Below are 20378 nucleotides of genomic sequence, written 5' to 3'. Positions count from 1 at the left end.
CATGAGCAAGATCCTTATCCGTGGTGCGAAGGTGCTCGGCGGCGAGCCGCAGGACGTCCTGATCGACGGCGCGGTCATCGAGGCCGTCGGCGCGGGACTGTCCGCCGAGGGAGCCGAGGTGGTCGAGGCCGGCGGCAAGGTGCTGCTGCCGGGCCTGGTCGACCTGCACACCCATCTGCGCGAGCCGGGCCGCGAGGACTCCGAGACGGTGCTGACCGGCACCCGCGCCGCCGCCTCCGGCGGCTACACGGCCGTGTTCGCCATGGCCAACACCTTCCCGGTGGCCGACACCGCGGGTGTGGTCGAGCAGGTCTACCGGCTCGGACAGGAGCACGGCTACTGCGACGTGCAGCCCATCGGCGCGGTCACGGTCGGCCTGGAGGGCCGCAAGCTCGCCGAGCTGGGCGCCATGCACGAGTCCGCGGCCGGTGTCACCGTCTTCTCCGACGACGGCAAGTGCGTCGACGACGCCGTGATCATGCGCCGGGCCCTGGAGTACGTGAAGGCCTTCGGCGGGGTCGTCGCCCAGCACGCGCAGGAGCCGAGGCTGACCGAGGGCGCCCAGATGAACGAGGGTGTCGTCTCCGCCGAGCTGGGGCTCGGGGGCTGGCCGGCGGTGGCCGAGGAGTCGATCATCGCCCGGGACGTCCTGCTCGCCGAGCACGTGGGCTCCCGCGTCCACATCTGCCACCTCTCCACCGCCGGGTCCGTCGAGATCGTCCGCTGGGCGAAGTCCCGCGGCATCGACGTGACCGCCGAGGTCACCCCGCACCACCTGCTGCTCACCGACGAGCTGGTGCGCAGCTACAACCCGGTCTACAAGGTGAACCCGCCGCTGCGCACCGAGAAGGACGTGCTCGCCCTGCGCGAGGCGCTCGCCGACGGCACCATCGACATCGTCGCCACCGACCACGCCCCGCACCCGCACGAGGACAAGGACTGCGAGTGGGCCGCCGCAGCCATGGGCATGGTCGGCCTGGAGACCGCGCTGTCGGTGGTCCAGGAGACGATGGTGGAGACGGGCCTGCTGGACTGGGCCGGGGTCGCGAGCCGGATGTCGTTCAAGCCCGCCCTGATCGGACGGGCCACGGGCCACGGTCGCCCCGTCTCGGCAGGTGAGCCCGCCAACCTCACGCTCGTCGACACGGAATACCGTGGGTCGGTGGACCCCGCGGGCTTCGCCTCGCGCAGCCGGAACACCCCGTACCAGGGGCGTGAGCTGCCGGGCCGTGTCACGCACACGTGGCTCCGGGGCAAGGCCACGCTCGTCGACGGGAAGCTCACGTGACATCTGCTGCACTCTTGCTCGCGGCCGAGAAGGAATCGGCCGAAGTGACCGACTGGGCCGCGCGGATCGGCTGGGTGGTCGGTCTCGGCCTCTTCGTCGCGCTCGTCTACTGGCTGATGCGCGAGGGATGGAAGTGGCGCGGCACGCTCCAGGGCGACCTGCCCGAACTCCTCGCCGCGCCGGACGACCCCGGCCCGGTGAGACTGGGCATGAGCGGCCGTTACCACGGCTCCACCACCGCGGGGCAGTGGCTCGACCGTGTCGTGGCACACGGCCTGGGCACCCGCAGCAGGGTCGAGCTCACCCTGACGGCGGCGGGGCTGGACGTCGTACGCCCCGGCGCGACGGACTTCTTCGTCCCGGTCGCCGCACTGCGCGAGGCCCGGCTCGACAAGGGCATCGCCGGCAAGGTCCTCACCGAGGGCGGACTGCTGGTGGTGACCTGGGCGCACGGCGGCAAGCTGCTCGACTCCGGCTTCCGCTCGGACCACGCGGCCGAGCACGGCGCGTGGGTCGAAGCCATCAACTCCATGATCGACAAGACCGAGAACCCGACGGAAACGGAAGGCGCACGATGACGACCTCCACCAGGGGAACCACCAAGGTTCCCGCCGTACTCGTCCTGGAGGACGGCCGGATCTTCCGCGGCCGCGCCTACGGGGCCCTGGGGGAGACCTTCGGCGAAGCGGTGTTCTCCACCGGCATGACCGGCTACCAGGAGACCCTCACCGACCCGTCGTACGACCGTCAGATCGTCGTCGCGACCGCCCCGCAGATCGGCAACACCGGCTGGAACGACGAGGACGACGAGTCGGGCCGCATCTGGGTCTCCGGCTACGTCGTACGCGATCCCGCGCGCGTGCCCTCCAACTGGCGCGCCGAGCGCTCCCTGGACGCCGAGCTCGTCGCACAGAACGTCGTCGGCATCTGCGGCATCGACACCCGCGCGCTCACCCGCCACCTCCGGGAGGGCGGCTCGATGCGGGCCGGCATCTTCTCCGGCGAGGCGATCGGCTCGGACACCGAGCTCCTCGCGCGCGTGCAGGCCCAGCCGCACATGAAGGGCGCGAGCCTCTACGAGGAGGTCGCCACCAAGGAGGCCTACGTCGTCCCCGCGGTCGGCGAGAAGCGCTTCACCGTCGCCGCCATCGACCTCGGCATCAAGGGCATGACCCCGCACCGCATGGCCGAGCGCGGCATCGAGGTGCACGTGCTCCCGGCCACCGCCTCGGCGGCCGAGGTGTACGCCGTCGCCCCCGACGGCGTGTTCTTCTCCAACGGCCCGGGCGACCCGGCCACCGCCGACGGTCCGGTCGCGCTGATGACCGAGGTGCTGGAGCGCCGCACGCCGCTGTTCGGTATCTGCTTCGGCAACCAGATCCTCGGCCGCGCCCTCGGCTTCGGCACCTACAAGCTGAAGTACGGCCACCGCGGCATCAACCAGCCGGTCCAGGACCGCACGACCGGCAAGGTCGAGGTCACCGCGCACAACCACGGGTTCGCCGTGGACGCGCCGCTGGACAAGGTCAGCGAGACGAAGTTCGGCCGCGCCGAGGTCTCCCACGTCTGCCTCAACGACAACGTCGTGGAGGGGCTCCAGCTGCTCGACCAGCCGGCCTTCTCCGTCCAGTACCACCCCGAAGCGGCAGCGGGCCCCCACGACGCCGCCTACCTGTTCGACCGCTTCGTATCCCTGATGGAGGGCCAGCGTGCCTAAGCGCACCGATATCCAGTCCGTCCTGGTCATCGGCTCCGGCCCGATCGTCATCGGCCAGGCCGCCGAGTTCGACTACTCCGGCACCCAGGCGTGCCGCATCCTGCGCGCCGAGGGCCTGCGGGTCATCTTGGTCAACTCCAACCCGGCGACGATCATGACCGACCCGGAGATCGCCGACGCCACCTACGTCGAGCCGATCACCCCGGAGTTCGTCGAGAAGATCATCGCCAAGGAGCGCCCGGACGTCCTGCTGCCCACCCTGGGCGGCCAGACGGCCCTCAACACCGCGATCTCCATGCACGAGCAGGGTGTGCTGGAGAAGTACGGCGTCGAGCTGATCGGCGCCAACGTCGAGGCGATCAACAAGGGCGAGGACCGCGACCTCTTCAAGGGTGTCGTCGAGGCCGTCCGCGAGAAGATCGGGCACGGCGAGTCCGCCCGGTCCGTGATCTGCCACTCCATGGACGACGTGATCGCGGGCGTCGAGACGCTCGGCGGGTACCCCGTCGTCGTCCGTCCCTCCTTCACCATGGGCGGCGCCGGCTCCGGCTTCGCCCACGACGAGGAGGAGCTGCGCCGCATCGCCGGTCAGGGCCTGACGCTCTCGCCGACCACCGAGGTGCTCCTGGAGGAGTCCATCCTCGGCTGGAAGGAGTACGAGCTGGAGCTGATGCGCGACAAGAACGACAACGTCGTGGTCGTCTGCTCCATCGAGAACTTCGACCCCATGGGCGTGCACACCGGTGACTCGATCACCGTCGCGCCGGCGATGACGCTGACCGACCGCGAGTACCAGCGGCTGCGCGACATCGGCATCGCGATCATCCGCGAGGTCGGCGTCGACACCGGCGGCTGCAACATCCAGTTCGCGGTGAACCCCGAGGACGGCCGGATCATCGTCATCGAGATGAACCCGCGCGTGTCGCGGTCCTCGGCCCTCGCCTCCAAGGCCACCGGCTTCCCGATCGCCAAGATCGCGGCCAAGCTCGCCGTCGGCTACACCCTCGACGAGATCCCGAACGACATCACGCGGGAGACCCCGGCCTCCTTCGAGCCGACGCTCGACTACGTGGTCGTCAAGGCCCCGCGCTTCGCCTTCGAGAAGTTCCCGAGCGCCGACTCCACGCTGACCACGACCATGAAGTCGGTCGGCGAGGCCATGGCCATCGGCCGCAACTTCACCGAGGCCTTCCAGAAGGCGCTGCGCTCGCTGGAGAAGAAGGGCAGCCAGTTCACCTTCGTCGGCGAGCCCGGCGACAAGGACGCGCTGCTGCGGGACGCCGTACGGCCCACCGACGGCCGTATCAACACCGTCATGCAGGCCATCCGCGCGGGCGCCACACCGGAGGAGGTCTTCGAGTTCACGAAGATCGACCCCTGGTTCGTCGACCAGCTCTTCCTCATCAAGGAGACCGCCGACGACCTGGCCGCCGCCGACCGCCTGGACGTCGAGCTGCTCGCCGAGGCCAAGCGGCACGGCTTCTCCGACCAGCAGATCGCCGAGATCCGCGGGCTGCGCGAGGACGTCGTCCGTGAGGTCCGGCACGCGCTGGGCATCCGCCCGGTCTACAAGACGGTCGACACCTGCGCCGCCGAGTTCGCCGCGAAGACGCCGTACTTCTACTCCTCCTACGACGAGGAGAGCGAGGTCGCGCCCCGCGAGAAGCCCGCGGTGATCATCCTGGGCTCCGGCCCGAACCGCATCGGCCAGGGCATCGAGTTCGACTACTCCTGCGTCCACGCCTCCTTCGCGCTGTCCGCCGCCGGGTACGAGACCGTGATGGTCAACTGCAACCCGGAGACCGTCTCCACGGACTACGACACCTCCGACCGCCTGTACTTCGAGCCGCTGACGCTGGAGGACGTGCTGGAGATCGTCCACGCGGAGTCGCTGGCCGGGCCGATCGCCGGTGTGATCGTCCAGCTCGGCGGCCAGACCCCGCTGGGCCTGGCGCAGGCGCTGAAGGACAACGGCGTGCCGATCGTCGGCACCTCCCCCGAGGCCATCCACGCGGCCGAGGACCGGGGCGCCTTCGGGCGGGTGCTCGCCGAGGCCGGTCTGCCGGCCCCGAAGCACGGCACGGCGACCACCTTCGCCGAGGCCAAGGCCATCGCGGACGAGATCGGCTACCCGGTCCTGGTGCGCCCGTCGTACGTGCTCGGCGGCCGCGGCATGGAGATCGTCTACGACGAGACCCGGCTGTCGTCCTACATCGCCGAGTCGACCGAGATCAGCCCCACCCGGCCGGTCCTCGTCGACCGCTTCCTCGACGACGCGATCGAGATCGACGTCGACGCGCTCTACGACGGCGAGGAGCTGTACCTCGGCGGTGTCATGGAGCACATCGAGGAGGCCGGCATCCACTCCGGCGACTCGGCGTGCGCCCTGCCCCCGATCACCCTGGGCGGCTTCGACATCAAGCGCCTGCGGGCCTCCACCGAGGCGATCGCCAAGGGCGTCGGGGTGCGCGGCCTGATCAACATCCAGTTCGCGATGGCGGGCGACATCCTCTACGTCCTGGAGGCCAACCCGCGCGCGTCCCGCACGGTCCCCTTCACCTCGAAGGCGACCGCGGTACCGCTGGCCAAGGCCGCCGCCCGGATCTCGCTGGGCGCCACCGTCGCCGAGCTGCGCGCCGAGGGGCTGCTCCCGGCGACCGGCGACGGCGGTGAACTGCCGCTGGACGCGCCGATCTCCGTCAAGGAGGCCGTGATGCCGTGGACCCGCTTCCGGGACACCTCGGGCCGCGGCGTCGACACCGTCCTCGGCCCGGAGATGCGCTCCACCGGCGAGGTCATGGGCATCGACTCCGTCTTCGGCACGGCGTACGCCAAGTCGCAGGCCGGCGCGTACGGCCCGCTGCCCACCAAGGGCCGCGCGTTCATCTCGGTCGCCAACCGCGACAAGCGCTCGATGATCTTCCCGGCCCGTGAGCTGGTCGGCCACGGCTTCGAACTGCTCGCCACCTCCGGCACCGCCGAGGTCCTCAAGCGCAACGGCATCAACGCCACCGTCGTGCGCAAGCAGTCCGAGGGCACCGGCCCGAACGGCGAGAAGACCATCGTCCAGCTCATCCACGACGGCGAGGTCGACCTCATCGTCAACACCCCGTACGGCACCGGCGGCCGCCTCGACGGCTACGAGATCCGCACGGCGGCCGTGGCGCGGTCCGTGCCGTGCCTGACGACGGTCCAGGCGCTCGCCGCGGCCGTCCAGGGCATCGACGCCCTCAACCACGGGGGCGTGGGCGTCCGCTCACTCCAAGAACACGCGGAACACCTGACCGCGGCCCGCGACTAGCAGCCCTCAGGGGGACACCGGAAACGGTGTCCCCCTCTTCATGACACCTCTTCGCGAGGCTCCTCGGAGGACATGATCATGTACAACCTCTTCTTCCGGCTGGTCTTCCGGCGGATGGATCCCGAGCGCGCCCATCACCTGGCCTTCCGCTGGATCCGGCTCGTCGTCCGGATCCCGGTGCTGCGCACGTTCGTCGCGGCCGCCCTGGCCCCCCGGTACGAGGAACTGCGCACCGAGGCCTTCGGGCTGCGCATGCACGGCCCCTTCGGGCTCGCCGCCGGCTTCGACAAGAACGCCGTCGCCATCGACGGGATGTCGATGCTGGGCTTCGACCACGTCGAGATCGGCACGGTCACCGGTGAGCCGCAGCCCGGCAACCCCGCCCAGCGGCTGTTCCGGCTCGTGCAGGACCGCGCGCTCATCAACCGGATGGGCTTCAACAACGAGGGCTCGCTGGCCGTGGCCGCGCGCCTGGCCTCCCGTACGCCCGTCTTCAAGCCGGTCGTGGGCGTCAACATCGGCAAGACCAAGGTCGTACCCGAGGAAGAGGCCGTCGGCGACTACGTGAAGTCGACCGAGCGGCTCGCGCCGTACGCCGACTACCTGGTGGTCAACGTCTCCTCGCCGAACACCCCGGGGCTGCGCAACCTCCAGGCCACCGAGGCGCTGCGGCCGCTGCTGAGCGCCGTCCGCGAGGCCGCCGACCGGGTCGTGACCGCACGGCGGGTCCCGCTGCTGGTCAAGATCGCCCCCGACCTGGCCGACGAGGACGTCGACGCGGTGGCCGACCTGGCCGTGGAACTCGGCCTGGACGGGATCATCGCCACCAACACCACCATCGCGCGCGAGGGACTCGGTCTGCGGTCCGAGCCCTCCCTGGTCGAGGAGACCGGCGGTCTGTCCGGAGCGCCCCTCAAGGCCCGCTCGCTGGAGGTGCTGCGCCGCCTCTACGCGCGCGTGGGCGACCGCGTCACCCTCGTGGGTGTCGGCGGCGTCGAGGACGCCGAGGACGCCTGGCAGCGCATCCTGGCCGGTGCCACGCTGGTCCAGGGGTACAGCGCCTTCGTCTACGAGGGGCCCTTCTGGGGCCGCGCGATCCACAAGGGCCTGGCCGCCCGCCTGCGGACGAGCCCCTACGCCACTCTCGCCGACGCGGTCGGCGCCGACGTGAGGAAGACGGCATGACCCTGGAGCCCTTCGGCGCGCGGCTGCGCCGGGCCATGGACGAGCGCGGCCCGCTCTGCGTCGGCATCGACCCGCACGCCTCCCTGCTCGCCGAGTGGGGGCTGAACGACGACGTCTCCGGCCTGGAGCGGTTCAGCCGCACGGTCGTCGAGGCCACGGCCGACCGGGTCGCCCTGCTGAAGCCGCAGAGCGCGTTCTTCGAGCGGTTCGGCTCGCGCGGGATCGCCGTCCTGGAGAAGACCGTGCAGGAGGCGCGGGCGGCCGGTGCCCTGGTGGTGATGGACGCCAAGCGCGGGGACATCGGCTCGACGATGGCCGCGTACGCCGAGTCCTTCCTGCACAAGGACGCCCCGCTGTTCTCCGACGCCCTCACCGTGTCGCCGTACCTCGGTTACGGTTCCCTGTCGCCGGCGGTGGCGGCGGCCCGCGAGAGCGGCGCCGGGCTGTTCGTGCTGGCGCTGACCTCCAACCCGGAGGGCGGCGAGGTCCAGCACGCGGTGCGGGCCGACGGGCGCGACGTGGGCGCGACGATGCTGGCGCACCTGGCCGCGGAGAACGCGGGGGAGGAGCCGCTGGGCTCCTTCGGAGCGGTCGTGGGCGCCACCCTGGGCGATCTCTCGACGTACGACCTCGACATCAACGGTCCGCTCCTCGCGCCCGGCGTCGGCGCTCAGGGGGCGACCCCGGCCGACCTGCCGGGGGTCTTCGGCTCCGCGGTGCGCAATGTCGTCCCGAACGTGAGCCGGGGTGTGTTGCGTCACGGTCCCGACATCGTCGCTCTGCGTGACGCCGTGGATCGTTTCGCGCGAGAGGTCCGCGCCGCCGTGGAGGACGTTTAGACGGCGTCGGCCGCCCGACCGGGGGCTCGGTCGGGCGGCTCCGGGGCGACTTGAGTCTGGATACATCCTCAAATCCGGGGCACTATGTCTTAAATGTCTGGCCCTACGGAGGCTGACCAGGACTTTTCCTCTGTTCTCGCTGACTCTGGCGGAGTTGGCCGCTAGTCTCCGACGGAGAGTGAACGGGCAGCGCGTGTTGCTCGTAACTCACCAGGTGTGGGGCGACTAGGTTCCTCACCGGTCCGTATCCGACAGTTCGACATCCGAGGTGACGTAGGCGTGGCTCTTCCGCCCCTTACCCCCGAACAGCGCGCAGCCGCGCTCGAAAAGGCCGCCGCGGCTCGCCGGGAGCGGGCCGAGGTCAAGAATCGACTCAAGCACTCCGGCGCCTCGCTTCACGAGGTCATCAAGCAGGGTCAGGAAAACGACGTCATCGGCAAGATGAAGGTCTCCGCCCTGCTGGAGTCGCTCCCCGGCGTGGGCAAGGTCCGCGCCAAGCAGATCATGGAGCGACTCGGCATCTCCGAGAGCCGCCGCGTGCGCGGCCTCGGTTCCAACCAGATCGCGTCCCTGGAGCGTGAGTTCGGCAGCACCGGCTCCTGATTTCCGGGTGCCACGGGCAGGGAGTCCCGGGCACTCCGGGATTGCTGGAATAATCGCTGCATGGCAGTAAAACTCCGGGGGACGACCCCCGAAACCCCGGACGCACGTCCGCGGCTGACCGTGCTCTCCGGCCCCTCCGGGGTCGGCAAGAGCACGGTCGTCGCTCATATGCGCAAGGAACACCCCGAGGCCTGGCTCTCGGTGTCGGCGACGACCCGCAGGCCGCGGCCCGGTGAGAAGCACGGTGTCCACTACTTCTTCGTCTCCGACGAGGAGATGGACAAGCTGATCGCCAACGGCGAGCTGCTCGAGTGGGCCGAGTTCGCGGGCAACCGCTACGGCACTCCGCGCGCCGCGGTGCTGGAGCGCCTGGAGTCGGGCGAGCCGGTCCTGCTGGAGATCGACCTCCAGGGTGCGCGGCAGGTCCGTGAGTCCATGCCCGAGGCCCGGCTGGTGTTCCTGGCACCTCCCTCCTGGGAGGAACTGGTGCGCAGGCTCACCGGGCGCGGCACCGAGCCGCCCGAGGTGATCGAGCGCCGTCTGGCGGCCGCGAAGATCGAACTCGCGGCCGAGCCGGAGTTCGACGTGACCCTGGTCAACACCTCCGTCGAGGACGTCGCACGTGAGCTGCTAGCCTTGGTCGATGTTGTGTGATTACGACCCTGTGATCACGACCGGTTCTTTCCCATCCATCGGAAGGTAGAGCGTGTCCTCTTCCATCTCCGCGCCCGAGGGCATCATCAACCCGCCGATCGACGAGCTCCTCGAGGCCACCGACTCGAAGTACAGCCTCGTGATCTACGCGGCCAAGCGGGCCCGCCAGATCAACGCGTACTACTCGCAGCTCGGCGAGGGCCTCCTCGAGTACGTCGGTCCGCTCGTGGACACCCACGTCCACGAGAAGCCGCTCTCGATCGCCCTCCGCGAGATCAACGCCGGTCTGCTGACGTCCGAGGCCGTCGAGGGTCCCGCTCAGTAGTATTTTCGGTTCGCAGTTGGTTTTTCCACAGGCCCGGCAGCACGACTGCCGGGCCTGTGGTGTCTCATGGACTCGTACGCCGGGAGCCGCGGTGTGCGTTTTCCGAGGTCCGGGGAGAAACGGTGGACAAGCCGAAGGTCGTTCTGGGGGTCAGTGGTGGCATCGCCGCCTACAAGGCCTGTGAGCTGCTGCGCAGACTGACCGAGTCGGGTCATGACGTCCGGGTGGTCCCCACCGCCTCGGCGCTGCACTTCGTCGGCGCCGCCACCTGGTCCGCCCTCTCCGGTCACCCCGTCTCCACGGAGGTCTGGGACGACGTCCACGAGGTCCCGCACGTCCGCATCGGCCAGCACGCCGACCTGGTGGTCGTCGCCCCGGCGACGGCGGACATGCTCGCCAAGGCGGCCCACGGCCTCGCCGACGACCTCCTCACCAACACCCTCCTCACGGCCCGCTGTCCGGTCGTCTTCGCCCCCGCGATGCACACAGAGATGTGGGAGCACCCGGCCACCCAGGAGAACGTGGCGACACTGCGCCGCCGGGGCGCCGTCGTCATCGAGCCGGCCGTCGGCCGCCTCACCGGCGTCGACACCGGCAAGGGGCGGCTGCCCGACCCGGGCGAGATCTTCGAGGTCTGCCGCCGGGTCCTGGCCAGGGGGGTGCGCGAACCCGACCTCGCCGGCCGCCATGTCGTCGTCAGCGCGGGCGGCACCCGCGAGCCGCTCGACCCGGTCCGCTTCCTCGGCAACCGGTCGTCCGGCAAGCAGGGCTACGCCCTCGCCCGCACCGCCGCCGCCCGGGGCGCCCGCGTCACGCTGATCGCGGCGAACACCGGCCTGCCCGACCCGGCAGGGGTGGACGTCGTCCAGGTCGGCACGGCCGTGCAGCTGCGCGAGGCGGTCCTGAAGGCGGCCGCGGACGCCGACGCGGTCGTCATGGCGGCCGCCGTGGCCGATTTCCGGCCGGAGACATACGCGGCCGGAAAGATCAAGAAGCAGGACGGCCGGGAACCGGACCCCATCGTTCTTGTGCGAAATCCGGACATCCTCGCGGAGGTCTCCGCCGACCGGGCGCGCTCCAACCAGGTGGTTGTGGGCTTCGCGGCCGAGACCGACGAGGTCCTGGCCAACGGCCGGACGAAGCTCCGCCGCAAGGGCTGCGATCTGCTGGTGGTGAACGAGGTGGGGGAGCGCAAGACCTTCGGCTCCGAGGAGAACGAGGCCGTCGTGCTGGGCGCCGACGGCAGCGAAACGCCTGTGCCGTACGGGCCCAAGGAGGCTCTGGCCGAAATCGTGTGGGACCTGGTGACGCGACGGCTGACCTGACTGTTTGATGCGCTTCCCCGTCGTCCGTCCTCTCGCTCTGTTCGGCGTGGCGCCCCTGGCCAACGGTGCTCGGCATTCGGCAGAATGCCCGTGCCGCAGGTCACAGCGCTTCCGAGAGGCGAGACGGGTGGCCCGGTGGAGGGGCACGCCGATAAACTGTTCTCGGACGACGCCGGGCGCAGCTCCTGTCGCGTCCGCCAATGATCAGCCAGCAGCCGCTGCAACCCCAGGGAGCGTTGTGTCCCGTCGCCTGTTCACCTCGGAGTCTGTGACCGAGGGTCACCCCGACAAGATCGCTGACCAGATCAGCGACACCATTCTCGATGCCCTGCTGCGCGAGGACCCGGCCTCCCGGGTCGCCGTCGAGACCCTGATCACGACCGGTCTGGTGCATGTGGCCGGTGAGGTCACCACCAAGGCGTACGCGCCGATCCCCCAGCTCGTACGTGACAAGATCCTCGAGATCGGCTACGACTCCTCGAAGAAGGGCTTCGACGGCGCCTCCTGCGGTGTCTCGGTGTCCATCGGCGCGCAGTCCCCGGACATCGCCCAGGGTGTCGACACGGCGTACGAGAACCGCGTCGAGGGCGACGAGGACGAGCTGGACCGCCAGGGCGCCGGTGACCAGGGCCTGATGTTCGGCTACGCGTCGGACGAGACGCCGACCCTGATGCCGCTGCCGATCTTCCTGGCGCACCGTCTGTCGAAGCGCCTGTCGGACGTCCGCAAGAACGGGACCATCCCCTACCTGCGCCCCGACGGCAAGACCCAGGTCACCATCGAGTACGACGGCGACAAGGCCCTGCGTCTCGACACGGTCGTCGTCTCCTCGCAGCACGCGAGCGACATCGACCTGGACTCCCTGCTGGCCCCGGACATCCGCGAGTTCGTGGTCGAGCCGGAGCTCAAGGCGCTCCTGGACGAGGGCATCAAGCTCGACACCGAGAACTACCGCCTGCTGGTGAACCCGACCGGCCGCTTCGAGATCGGCGGCCCGATGGGCGACGCCGGGCTCACCGGCCGCAAGATCATCATCGACACCTACGGCGGCTTCGCCCGGCACGGCGGCGGCGCCTTCTCGGGCAAGGACCCGTCGAAGGTCGACCGCTCGGCGGCGTACGCCATGCGCTGGGTCGCGAAGAACGTGGTGGCCGCGGGTCTCGCCGCGCGCTGCGAGGTCCAGGTCGCCTACGCGATCGGCAAGGCCGAGCCGGTCGGTCTCTTCGTGGAGACCTTCGGTACCGCCAAGGTCGACGCCGAGAAGATCGAGAAGGCCATCGACGAGGTCTTCGACCTCCGCCCGGCCGCGATCATCCGCGACCTCGACCTGCTGCGTCCGATCTACGCCCAGACCGCGGCGTACGGCCACTTCGGCCGTGAGCTGCCCGACTTCACGTGGGAGCGCACGGACCGCGTGGACGCGCTGCGCAAGGCCGCGGGACTGTAGGTCCCCCAGGAACGACGCGTGGGCCCGGTCTCCTCGGGGAGGCCGGGCCTCGGCGTTCGCCGGGGCAGGCGCCGCGGGTGGCCGGCCCGGGCGGGATCCACGCCGGGTGGGCCACGGCGGCCCCCGGGTTCAGGGCGGCGGTGACACACCGGCGACCGGTATGCCGTCCTCGTCGGAGCTTCGGCGGGAGGACCGTTGTCAGTGGCGTTTGGTAAAAATGCAAGCGTGAGCAGCGAGAACGGGCAGGGGGACGGGGGCGCGGCCGCGGAGGGCGCGCCGCCCGAGCAGCTCGCGCTGATCCGGGAGAGCGTGCGGCAGGCCAAGGCGCCGCGGGCCAAGCCCCGGACCTGGCGGGGGGCCGCGCTGGCCGAGGAGCTGCCGGTCGCCCGGGTCCTCGTCGACAAGGGTGTGCTGCACCTGGACCGGTACTTCGACTACGCGGTGCCGGCCGAGCTGGACGCCGACGCCCGGCCGGGGGTGCGGGTGCGGGTGAGGTTCGGTGCCGGGCGCGGACGGGTGCGCGACGGGCGGCGCGAGGGCGGGGGGCTCATCGACGGGTTCCTCGTCGAGCGGCTCGCCGCGTCGGACTACTCCGGACCGCTCGCGGCGCTCGCCCAGGTCGTGTCGCCCGAGCCGGTGCTGAGCGAGGAACTGCTGGGACTGGCGCGGGCCGTCGCCGACCGGTACGCGGGGAGCCTCGCCGACGTCCTCCAGTTGGCCGTGCCGCCCCGCAACGCACGCGCCGAACAGCGACCCTCCCCGCCGCCGCTGCCACCGCCCGCGCCGCCGGAGGCCGGGTCCTGGAGCCGCTACGAGCGCGGCGGCGCGTTCCTCGAGTCGCTGGCCTCCGGCGGCGCGCCCCGGGCGGTGTGGAACGCGCTGCCGGGCCCCGAGTGGAGCGAGGAGCTGGCGCGGGCCGTCGCCGCGACGCTCGCCTCCGGGCGCGGGGCCCTGGTCGTCGTACCCGACGGACGGGCCGCCGCCCGGGTCGACGCCGCGCTGACGGCGTTGCTGGGGGAGGGGCGGCACGCGCTGCTCACCGCGGACGCAGGGCCCGAGAAGCGGTACCGGGAGTGGCTCGCCGTACGACGGGGTTCCGTGCGGGCGGTCGTCGGGACACGGGCCGCGATGTTCGCGCCGGTCCAGGACCTCGGGCTGGTCGCGCTCTGGGACGACGGGGACGACAGCCACAGCGAACAGCACGCGCCGCAGCCCCATGCGCGCGAGGTCCTGCTGCTGCGGGCCGCCCAGGACAAGTGCGCTTTCCTGATGGGGGGTTGGAGCTGCACCGTGGAGGGCGCGCAGCTCGTCGAGAGCGGATGGGCGCGACCGCTGGTCGCCGCCCGGGAACAGGTGCGGCACAGCGCGCCGCTCGTGCGCACCGTGGGCGACCAGGACCTCGCACGGGACGAGGCGGCCCGGGCCGCCCGGCTGCCCACTCTCGCCTGGCAGGCGGTCCGGGAGGGACTGCGGCACGGGCCGGTGCTCGTCCAGGTGCCCCGGCGGGGCTATGTGCCGCGGATGGCGTGTGCGCAGTGCCGGGCCGCCGCCCGGTGCCGGCACTGCTCCGGGCCGCTGGAGGCGCGGGACGGCGGCGCGCTGTGGTGCGGATGGTGCGGGCGTGAGGAGGGCGCCTGGCACTGTCCGGAGTGCGGCTCGTTCCGGTTGCGGGCGCAGGTGGTGGGGGCGCGGCGGACCGCCGAGGAGCTGGGCCGGGCGTTTCCCGCCGTGCCGGTGCGGACGTCGGGGCGGGAGCAGGTGCTGGACACCGTGCCGGGGCAGCCCGCGCTCGTCGTGTCCACGCCCGGGGCCGAGCCGGTCGCGGAGGGCGGGTACGCGGCCGCGCTGCTGCTGGACGGCTGGGCCATGCTCGGACGGCCCGACCTGAGGGCCGGGGAGGACGCGCTGCGCCGCTGGATCGCGGCCGCCGCGCTCGTCCGGCCGTCGGGGGAGGGGGGAACCGTGGTCGTCGTCGCCGAGCCCACCCTGCGGCCCGTCCAGGCGCTGGTGCGCTGGGATCCCGTGGGGCACGCGGTGCGGGAACTGGCCGAGCGGGCCGAGCTGGGATTTCCGCCGGTGTCCCGGATGGCGGCGGTGTCGGGGACGGGGGAGGCCGTGGCCGCGTTCCTGCGGGCCGTCGAACTACCGCCGGAGGCGCAGCTGCTGGGTCCGGTTCCGGTGCCGGCCGGCCCGGCGGGGCGGCCTCGGCGGCCGGGGGCGCCGCCCCCCGGGGAGGAGTGGGAGCGGGCGCTGCTCCGGGTGCCGCCGGGGAAGGGCGCCGCGCTGGCGACCGCCCTGAAGACGGCGCAGGCGGCTCGGATGGCTCGGGGCGGCGAGGAGGCCGTGCGGGTACGGATCGATCCCCCGGACATCGGCTGACGGGCGAGGGGGCGTTCAGCGCTGGCGGGGCGGGGGAGGCCCGGGTGTGCGACTGCCCTCCCGGGCGGGGGCCGAGAGGGCAGGGTGGACAGCGGAAGGGCTGGGGAGCGGGCGGACCGGGGAGGGGACGGGCGGGCGAGACGCCCGGTGCGGGACGGTGCGTCAGCCGTTGCGCGGGCCGGGGAAGGCGGTGGGCCTGGCCTCGTCGCGCAGGGCCGGGGTAGCGGTGTCGCGCAGGACCGGGGTAGCGGTGTCGCGCAGGGCCGGGCTGCCGGCGTCCCGCAGGGTCGGGCTGCCGGCGGTGGGCTGGGTCGGCATCGAGCGGGCCGCGGGAACCGTGGGAACCGTCGGGAGACCCGTGGTCACGGTGACCGTGCGGGCGACGGTCGGCTCGGCGGGCCGCTCGGCCTCGGCGGTGGCGGCCTGGGCCGCGGCACGGCGCGCGCCGTAGCGGCGGTGCACGGCCTGCTTGGTGACCCCGAGGGCGGAGCCCACAGCGTCCCACGAGAAGCCGAGCGAGCGGTCGAAGTCCACCGCCGCGGTGACCAGGGTCTCGACGCTGTCCCGCAACTCCTGGGCGAGGCGGACCGTGGGGGCGGGGGCGCGCCCGTAGACGACGAAGCCCGTGGACGGGCCGGAGCGGCGGGGGCGGTAGACGTTGCCCAGCTGGGCGGTGAGGGTGCGCAGTGCGTCCACCTGCCGTCGGACGCGCTCGATGTCCCGCACCAGCAAGTGCAGGCTGGCCCGGGCCTGGGCGTCGTGGGTTGCATGGTCGGCCATGAACAAGCCTCTCGAACCGGCGTTGAAGAAGGTGTGGTCAACTCTTTCTTGACCAACGCGGGTGTGCGCCGCTGGTCACGCTGTGGGGGCGTATGGGCATATGCGTACGCCCCCCGAGGGTGCGGCTCGTGGGGCGTCCCGCCCGTCCGCGGCTCGCCCGGCGGGCGGCATAAACTAGTGCGTTGCCCGCCGTCCGTCCCGCCCGAGAGGCCCCGCCCACTCATGAAGCTCGTCTTCGCCGGTACCCCCGAGGTCGCCGTTCCCGCCCTGGACGCTCTGATCGCCTCCGGGCGGCACGAGGTGGCCGCCGTCGTCACGCGGCCCGACGCGCCGGCCGGCCGGGGACGGAGGCTGATCGCCTCTCCCGTCGCGCAGCGCGCCGAGGAGGCGGGCATCGAGGTCCTGCGGCCCGCCAAGCCCCGCGATCCGGAGTTCCTGGAGCGGTTGCGGGAGATCGCGCCGGACTGCTGTCCCGTCGTCGCCTACGGTGCGCTGCTGCCCAGGGTGGCGCTGGACATCCCGGCCCACGGCTGGGTCAACCTGCACTTCTCGCTGCTGCCCGCCTGGCGCGGGGCCGCTCCCGTGCAGCACGCCGTCATGGCGGGGGACGAGATCACCGGCGCCTCCACCTTCCTCATCGAGGAGGGGCTCGACTCGGGGCCGGTGTACGGCACCGTCACCGAGGAGATCCGGCCCACCGACACCAGCGGTGACCTGCTCACCCGGCTGGCCTTCGCCGGCAGCGGGCTGCTCGCCGCGACCATGGACGGGATCGAGGACGGCACCCTGAAGGCCGTGCCGCAGCCGGGTGACGGGATCACCCTCGCGCCGAAGATCACCGTCGAGGACGCGCAGGTCGACTGGGCCACCCCGGCTCTGCGGGTCGACCGGGTCGTGCGCGGCTGCACCCCCGCCCCCGGCGCCTGGACGACCTTCCGCGGGGAGCGGCTCAAGCTCATCCAGGTCCAGCCCGTTCCCGAGCGGACCGATCTCGCCCCGGGCGCGCTGCTCGTCGGCAAGAACAGCGTGCACGTCGGCACCGGCTCGTACGCGGTGGAGCTGCTGTGGGTGCAGGCGCAGGGCAAGAAGCCGATGCGGGCCGCCGACTGGGCCCGGGGCGCCCGGATCGGGGACGGCGAGACCGTCGGGGCGTAACGCTCCTGCACGAAACCCCCACCCGTTCCGTGGGTCCGCCCGTCCGCGAGCCCGCCGACCGTTCCGGGGGTCCGGTCCTGGCGAGCCCCCGCCCGGTTCCGTGGGCCCGCCCGTTCGCGAGCCCCGCCGCCCGGTTCCGTGGGCCCGCCCCGTCCGCGAGCCCCATCCCCGTTCGCACGCCGCCGGTCGGCGCGTTCCGTCCGGCGTACCCCAGCGTAGGCTTGACGCACCTTTCCCCGTTTTCTCCTTTTCCGTCTCCGCCACCTCTCTCCTCCGCCTTTCTCCTCCGCCTCTCGTCACCTCCTTTGTCTCCTCCTCTTGTTTCCTCCTCACTTCTGCAATCCGGAGCACCTTTTCGTGAGCGACCAGCCCCACCGTTCCCGCAAGCCGGGCAAGCCCTACCGCCGGCCTCAGAAGGACCCCGTCCGCATCCTCGCCTTCGAGGCACTGCGGGCCGTGGACGAGCGGGACGCGTACGCCAACCTCGTGCTGCCGCCGCTGCTGCGCAAGGCGCGCGAGAAGGAGGGCCCCGACAAGTTCGACGGACGGGACGCGGCCCTCGCCACCGAGCTGGTCTACGGGACGCTGCGCCGGCAGGGGACGTACGACGCCGTCATCTCCGCGTGTGTCGACCGGCCGCTGCGCGAGGTCGATCCGCCGGTCCTCGACGTGCTGAGCCTCGGTGTGCATCAGCTGCTCGGGACCCGCATCCCGACCCACGCGGCGGTGTCCGCCTCCGTCGAGCTCGCCCGGGTCGTCCTCGGCGACGGACGCGCCAAGTTCGTCAACGCCGTGCTGCGCAAGGTCGCGGCGCACGATCTCGACGAGTGGCTCGACAAGGTCGCCCCGCCCTACGAGGACGATCCCGAGGACCACCTCGCCGTCGTCCACTCGCACCCGCGCTGGGTGGTCTCCGCGCTGTGGGACTCCCTCGGCGGCGGCCGGGCCGGCATCGAGGAGCTGCTGGCGGCCGACAACGAGCGGCCCGAGGTGACCCTCGTCGCCCGGCCCGGCCGGGCCACCACCGAGGAGCTGCTCCGGGAGGAGGCCTCGGTCGCCGGGCGCTGGTCGCCGTACGCCGTGCGGCTCACCGAGGGCGGCGAGCCCGGGGCCATCGACGCCGTGCGGGACGGACGGGCGGGGGTGCAGGACGAGGGCAGCCAGCTCGTGGCGCTCGCGCTGGCCAACGCGCCGCTGGAGGGCTCCGACGCCACCTGGCTGGACGGGTGCGCAGGGCCCGGTGGCAAGGCCGCGCTGCTCGCCGCCCTGGCCGCCGAGCGGGGCGCCGCGCTGCTCGCCTCCGAGAAGCAGCCGCACCGCGCGGGGCTCGTCGCCAAGGCGCTGGCCGGCAACCCCGGGCCGTACCAGGTCATCGCCGCCGACGGGACCAGGCCGCCGTGGCGCCCCGGCTCCTTCGACCGGGTGCTGATGGACGTGCCGTGCACGGGCCTGGGCGCCCTGCGGCGGCGGCCCGAGGCGCGCTGGCGGCGCCGGCCGGAGGACCTCGACGGCTTCGGGCCGCTCCAGCGCGGGCTGCTGCGGACCGCGCTGGATTCCGTGCGGGTCGGGGGCGTCGTCGGGTACGCCACCTGTTCGCCGCACCTCGCCGAGACCCGGGCGGTCGTCTCCGACGTCCTCAAGCAGTACCCCGAGGCCGAGCTGATCGACGCGCGACCGCTGCTGCCCGGCGTACCGGAGCTCGGTGACGGGCCCGACGTCCAGCTGTGGCCGCATCTGCACGGGACCGACGCCATGTACCTGGCGTTGATCAGGAAGACGGGCTGAGGCCCGCCCGGTCGCACACGTGAGAAGGCCGGCCCCACGTCGACGGCGTGGGGCCGGCCTTCCGCTCGGACGGGGTGTCCGCGAGGGATCAGTCCGTGCCGAACTCCATCGCGGCGCGGTCCAGGAGCTGGTCGTCGTCGGAGACCTCGCCGCGGGAGGCGATGGCCTCGGCGCCGCCCTCCGGCAGCTCCGTCATGGTGCCGATGAGACCGGTCGCGGCCGCCTGGTCGGCGCCGATCGCGGGGCTGCCGGTGCCGATCAGGCCGAGCGTGGCGTACTGCTCCAGCTTGGCGCGGGAGTCGGCGATGTCGAGGTTGCGCATGGTGAGCTGGCCGATCCGGTCCACCGGGCCGAACGCGGAGTCCTCGGTGCGCTCCATGGACAGCTTGTCCGGGTGGTAGCTGAAGGCCGGGCCGACGGTGTTGAGGATCGAGTAGTCCTCACCGCGCCGCAGCCGCAGCGTCACCTCGCCGGTGACGGCCGCGCCGACCCAGCGCTGGAGCGACTCGCGCACCATCAGGGCCTGCGGGTCGAGCCAGCGGCCCTCGTACATCAGGCGGCCGAGGCGCCGTCCCTCGTTGTAGTACTGGGCGAGGGTGTCCTCGTTGTGGATCGCGTTGACGAGACGCTCGTAGGCCGCGTGCAGCAGGGCCATGCCGGGCGCCTCGTAGATGCCGCGGCTCTTGGCCTCGATGATGCGGTTCTCGATCTGGTCCGACATGCCCATGCCGTGGCGGCCGCCGATGGCGTTGGCCTCCATCACCAGATCGACGGGGGAGGCGAACTCCTTGCCGTTGATCGTCACGGGGCGGCCCTGGTCGAAGCCGATCGTCACGTCCTCGGTGGCGATCTCGACCGACGGGTCCCAGAACCGCACGCCCATGATGGGCTCGACGGTCTCGACGCCGGTGTCCAGGTGCTCCAGGGTCTTGGCCTCGTGGGTGGCGCCCCAGATGTTGGCGTCGGTGGAGTACGCCTTCTCCGTGCTGTCCCGGTAGGGGAGGTCGTGGGCGACGAGCCACTCCGACATCTCCTTGCGGCCGCCGAGCTCGGTCACGAAGTCCGCGTCCAGCCAGGGCTTGTAGATCCGCAGGTGCGGGTTGGCCAGCAGGCCGTAGCGGTAGAACCGCTCGATGTCGTTGCCCTTGAAGGTCGAGCCGTCGCCCCAGATCTGGACGTCGTCCTCGAGCATCGCCCGGACCAGGAGGGTGCCGGTGACGGCACGGCCGAGCGGCGTGGTGTTGAAGTAGGAGCGCCCGCCGGAGCGGATGTGGAACGCCCCGCAGGTGAGCGCGGCCAGGCCCTCCTCGACCAGCGCGGCGCGGCAGTCGACCAGGCGCGCGATCTCGGCGCCGTAGGTCTTCGCGCGGCCGGGCACCGAGGCGATGTCGGGCTCGTCGTACTGACCGATGTCGGCGGTGTAGGTGCACGGGACGGCACCCTTGTCGCGCATCCACGCGACCGCGACGGAGGTGTCGAGCCCGCCGGAGAAGGCGATGCCGACGCGCTCGCCGGCGGGAAGGGAGGTGAGGACCTTGGACATAGGAAGATTATGCATGAACTCGCATGGTCATGCAAAGGGCGAGGGTGCCGAT

16 protein-coding genes are annotated in these 20378 nt (G+C 72.0%); 14 read left to right on the top strand and 2 right to left on the bottom strand.

Annotated features, from left to right (window positions below; genetic code table 11):
• Nucleotide 1 precedes the first annotated feature (1 nt).
• The 12 genes from AOQ37_RS23745 (at nt 2) to AOQ37_RS23690 (ending at nt 15063) form a co-directional block, all read left to right on the top strand.
• Nucleotides 2–1288: a dihydroorotase gene (locus AOQ37_RS23745; protein ID WP_062646667.1), complete on the top strand. Its 1287-nt coding sequence runs from the start codon at nt 2–4 to the stop codon at nt 1286–1288.
• On the top strand, nt 1285–1866 hold the full coding sequence (locus tag AOQ37_RS23740; RefSeq protein ID WP_062646666.1) for a PH-like domain-containing protein: 582 nt from the start codon (nt 1285–1287) through the stop codon (nt 1864–1866). Before AOQ37_RS23745 ends, AOQ37_RS23740 begins: the two co-directional genes overlap by 4 nt.
• On the top strand, nt 1863–3005 hold the full coding sequence (carA, locus tag AOQ37_RS23735) for a glutamine-hydrolyzing carbamoyl-phosphate synthase small subunit (RefSeq protein WP_062646665.1): 1143 nt from the start codon (nt 1863–1865) through the stop codon (nt 3003–3005). Before AOQ37_RS23740 ends, carA begins: the two co-directional genes overlap by 4 nt.
• On the top strand, nt 2998–6306 hold the full coding sequence (carB, locus tag AOQ37_RS23730; RefSeq protein ID WP_062646664.1) for a carbamoyl-phosphate synthase large subunit: 3309 nt from the start codon (nt 2998–3000) through the stop codon (nt 6304–6306). The genes carA and carB overlap by 8 nt, the downstream gene beginning before the upstream one ends.
• 78 nt (nt 6307–6384) lie before the next feature.
• Nucleotides 6385–7491 (top strand): quinone-dependent dihydroorotate dehydrogenase, encoded by a 1107-nt coding sequence (locus AOQ37_RS23725; protein WP_062647211.1) that lies wholly within the window; start codon nt 6385–6387, stop codon nt 7489–7491.
• Nucleotides 7488–8330, top strand: a complete 843-nt coding sequence (gene pyrF, locus AOQ37_RS23720) for an orotidine-5'-phosphate decarboxylase (protein WP_062646663.1) — start codon at nt 7488–7490, stop codon at nt 8328–8330. Before AOQ37_RS23725 ends, pyrF begins: the two co-directional genes overlap by 4 nt.
• Before the next feature lie 279 nt (nt 8331–8609).
• Nucleotides 8610–8933, top strand: coding sequence for an integration host factor (locus AOQ37_RS23715; RefSeq protein ID WP_003977346.1), 324 nt, complete (start codon nt 8610–8612; stop codon nt 8931–8933).
• A gap of 60 nt (nt 8934–8993) precedes the next feature.
• Complete coding sequence (gene gmk / locus AOQ37_RS23710) at nt 8994–9587, top strand: guanylate kinase (RefSeq protein WP_062646662.1); 594 nt, start codon at nt 8994–8996, stop codon at nt 9585–9587.
• A 52-nt stretch (nt 9588–9639) separates the two neighbouring features.
• Nucleotides 9640–9912 carry a DNA-directed RNA polymerase subunit omega gene (gene rpoZ, locus AOQ37_RS23705; protein WP_003988945.1) on the top strand — a complete coding sequence of 91 codons (273 nt, stop codon included), beginning with the start codon at nt 9640–9642 and terminating at the stop codon, nt 9910–9912.
• A 122-nt stretch (nt 9913–10034) separates the two neighbouring features.
• Nucleotides 10035–11237 carry a bifunctional phosphopantothenoylcysteine decarboxylase/phosphopantothenate--cysteine ligase CoaBC gene (gene coaBC / locus AOQ37_RS23700; RefSeq protein WP_062646661.1) on the top strand — a complete coding sequence of 401 codons (1203 nt, stop codon included), beginning with the start codon at nt 10035–10037 and terminating at the stop codon, nt 11235–11237.
• A 238-nt stretch (nt 11238–11475) separates the two neighbouring features.
• Nucleotides 11476–12684 (top strand): methionine adenosyltransferase, encoded by a 1209-nt coding sequence (gene metK, locus AOQ37_RS23695; protein ID WP_020128869.1) that lies wholly within the window; start codon nt 11476–11478, stop codon nt 12682–12684.
• 225 nt (nt 12685–12909) lie between these two features.
• A complete protein-coding gene (locus AOQ37_RS23690; RefSeq protein ID WP_062646660.1) occupies nt 12910–15063 on the top strand; it encodes a primosomal protein N' in 2154 nt (717 codons plus the stop codon).
• Nucleotides 15064–15225: 162 nt separating this feature from the next.
• Here AOQ37_RS23690 and AOQ37_RS23685 read toward each other — a convergent pair whose 3' ends face one another.
• Complete coding sequence (locus AOQ37_RS23685) at nt 15226–15843, bottom strand: hypothetical protein (protein WP_062647210.1); 618 nt, start codon at nt 15841–15843, stop codon at nt 15226–15228.
• A 222-nt stretch (nt 15844–16065) separates the two neighbouring features.
• On the opposite strand from AOQ37_RS23685, the gene fmt reads away from it, so the two are divergent.
• Together fmt and AOQ37_RS23675 are read left to right on the top strand one after the other, a co-directional pair.
• Nucleotides 16066–16998 (top strand): methionyl-tRNA formyltransferase, encoded by a 933-nt coding sequence (gene fmt, locus AOQ37_RS23680; protein WP_062646659.1) that lies wholly within the window; start codon nt 16066–16068, stop codon nt 16996–16998.
• A gap of 357 nt (nt 16999–17355) precedes the next feature.
• The gene (locus AOQ37_RS23675) at nt 17356–18783 is read left to right on the top strand and encodes an RsmB/NOP family class I SAM-dependent RNA methyltransferase (protein ID WP_062646658.1); all 1428 of its coding nucleotides are present in this window, start codon (nt 17356–17358) and stop codon (nt 18781–18783) included.
• A gap of 88 nt (nt 18784–18871) precedes the next feature.
• On the opposite strand, the gene argG is transcribed toward AOQ37_RS23675, so the two are convergent.
• Nucleotides 18872–20326, bottom strand: coding sequence for an argininosuccinate synthase (argG, locus tag AOQ37_RS23670; RefSeq protein ID WP_062646657.1), 1455 nt, complete (start codon nt 20324–20326; stop codon nt 18872–18874).
• Nucleotides 20327–20378: the final 52 nt, after the last annotated feature.

It is taken from the genome of Streptomyces maremycinicus (assembly GCF_001184025.1).
Classification (GTDB): domain Bacteria; phylum Actinomycetota; class Actinomycetes; order Streptomycetales; family Streptomycetaceae; genus Streptomyces; species Streptomyces maremycinicus.
The sequence above is the reverse complement of the archived record's forward strand: the minus strand, read 5'-3'. Positions and strand labels throughout refer to the sequence as shown.

Bases quoted from the DNA above. Each gene is read 5' to 3' on its own strand.
- AOQ37_RS23745 (WP_062646667.1), top strand. From the start codon at position 2: ATGAGCAAGATCCTTATCCGTGGTGCGAAGGTGCTCGGCGGCGAGCCG.
- fmt (WP_062646659.1), top strand. From the start codon at position 16,066: ATGAAGCTCGTCTTCGCCGGTACCCCCGAGGTCGCCGTTCCCGCCCTG.
- AOQ37_RS23685 (WP_062647210.1), bottom strand. From the start codon at position 15,843: ATGGCCGACCATGCAACCCACGACGCCCAGGCCCGGGCCAGCCTGCAC.
- gmk (WP_062646662.1), top strand. From the start codon at position 8,994: ATGGCAGTAAAACTCCGGGGGACGACCCCCGAAACCCCGGACGCACGT.
- carA (WP_062646665.1), top strand. From the start codon at position 1,863: ATGACGACCTCCACCAGGGGAACCACCAAGGTTCCCGCCGTACTCGTC.
- argG (WP_062646657.1), bottom strand. From the start codon at position 20,326: ATGTCCAAGGTCCTCACCTCCCTTCCCGCCGGCGAGCGCGTCGGCATC.
- pyrF (WP_062646663.1), top strand. From the start codon at position 7,488: ATGACCCTGGAGCCCTTCGGCGCGCGGCTGCGCCGGGCCATGGACGAG.
- AOQ37_RS23725 (WP_062647211.1), top strand. From the start codon at position 6,385: ATGTACAACCTCTTCTTCCGGCTGGTCTTCCGGCGGATGGATCCCGAG.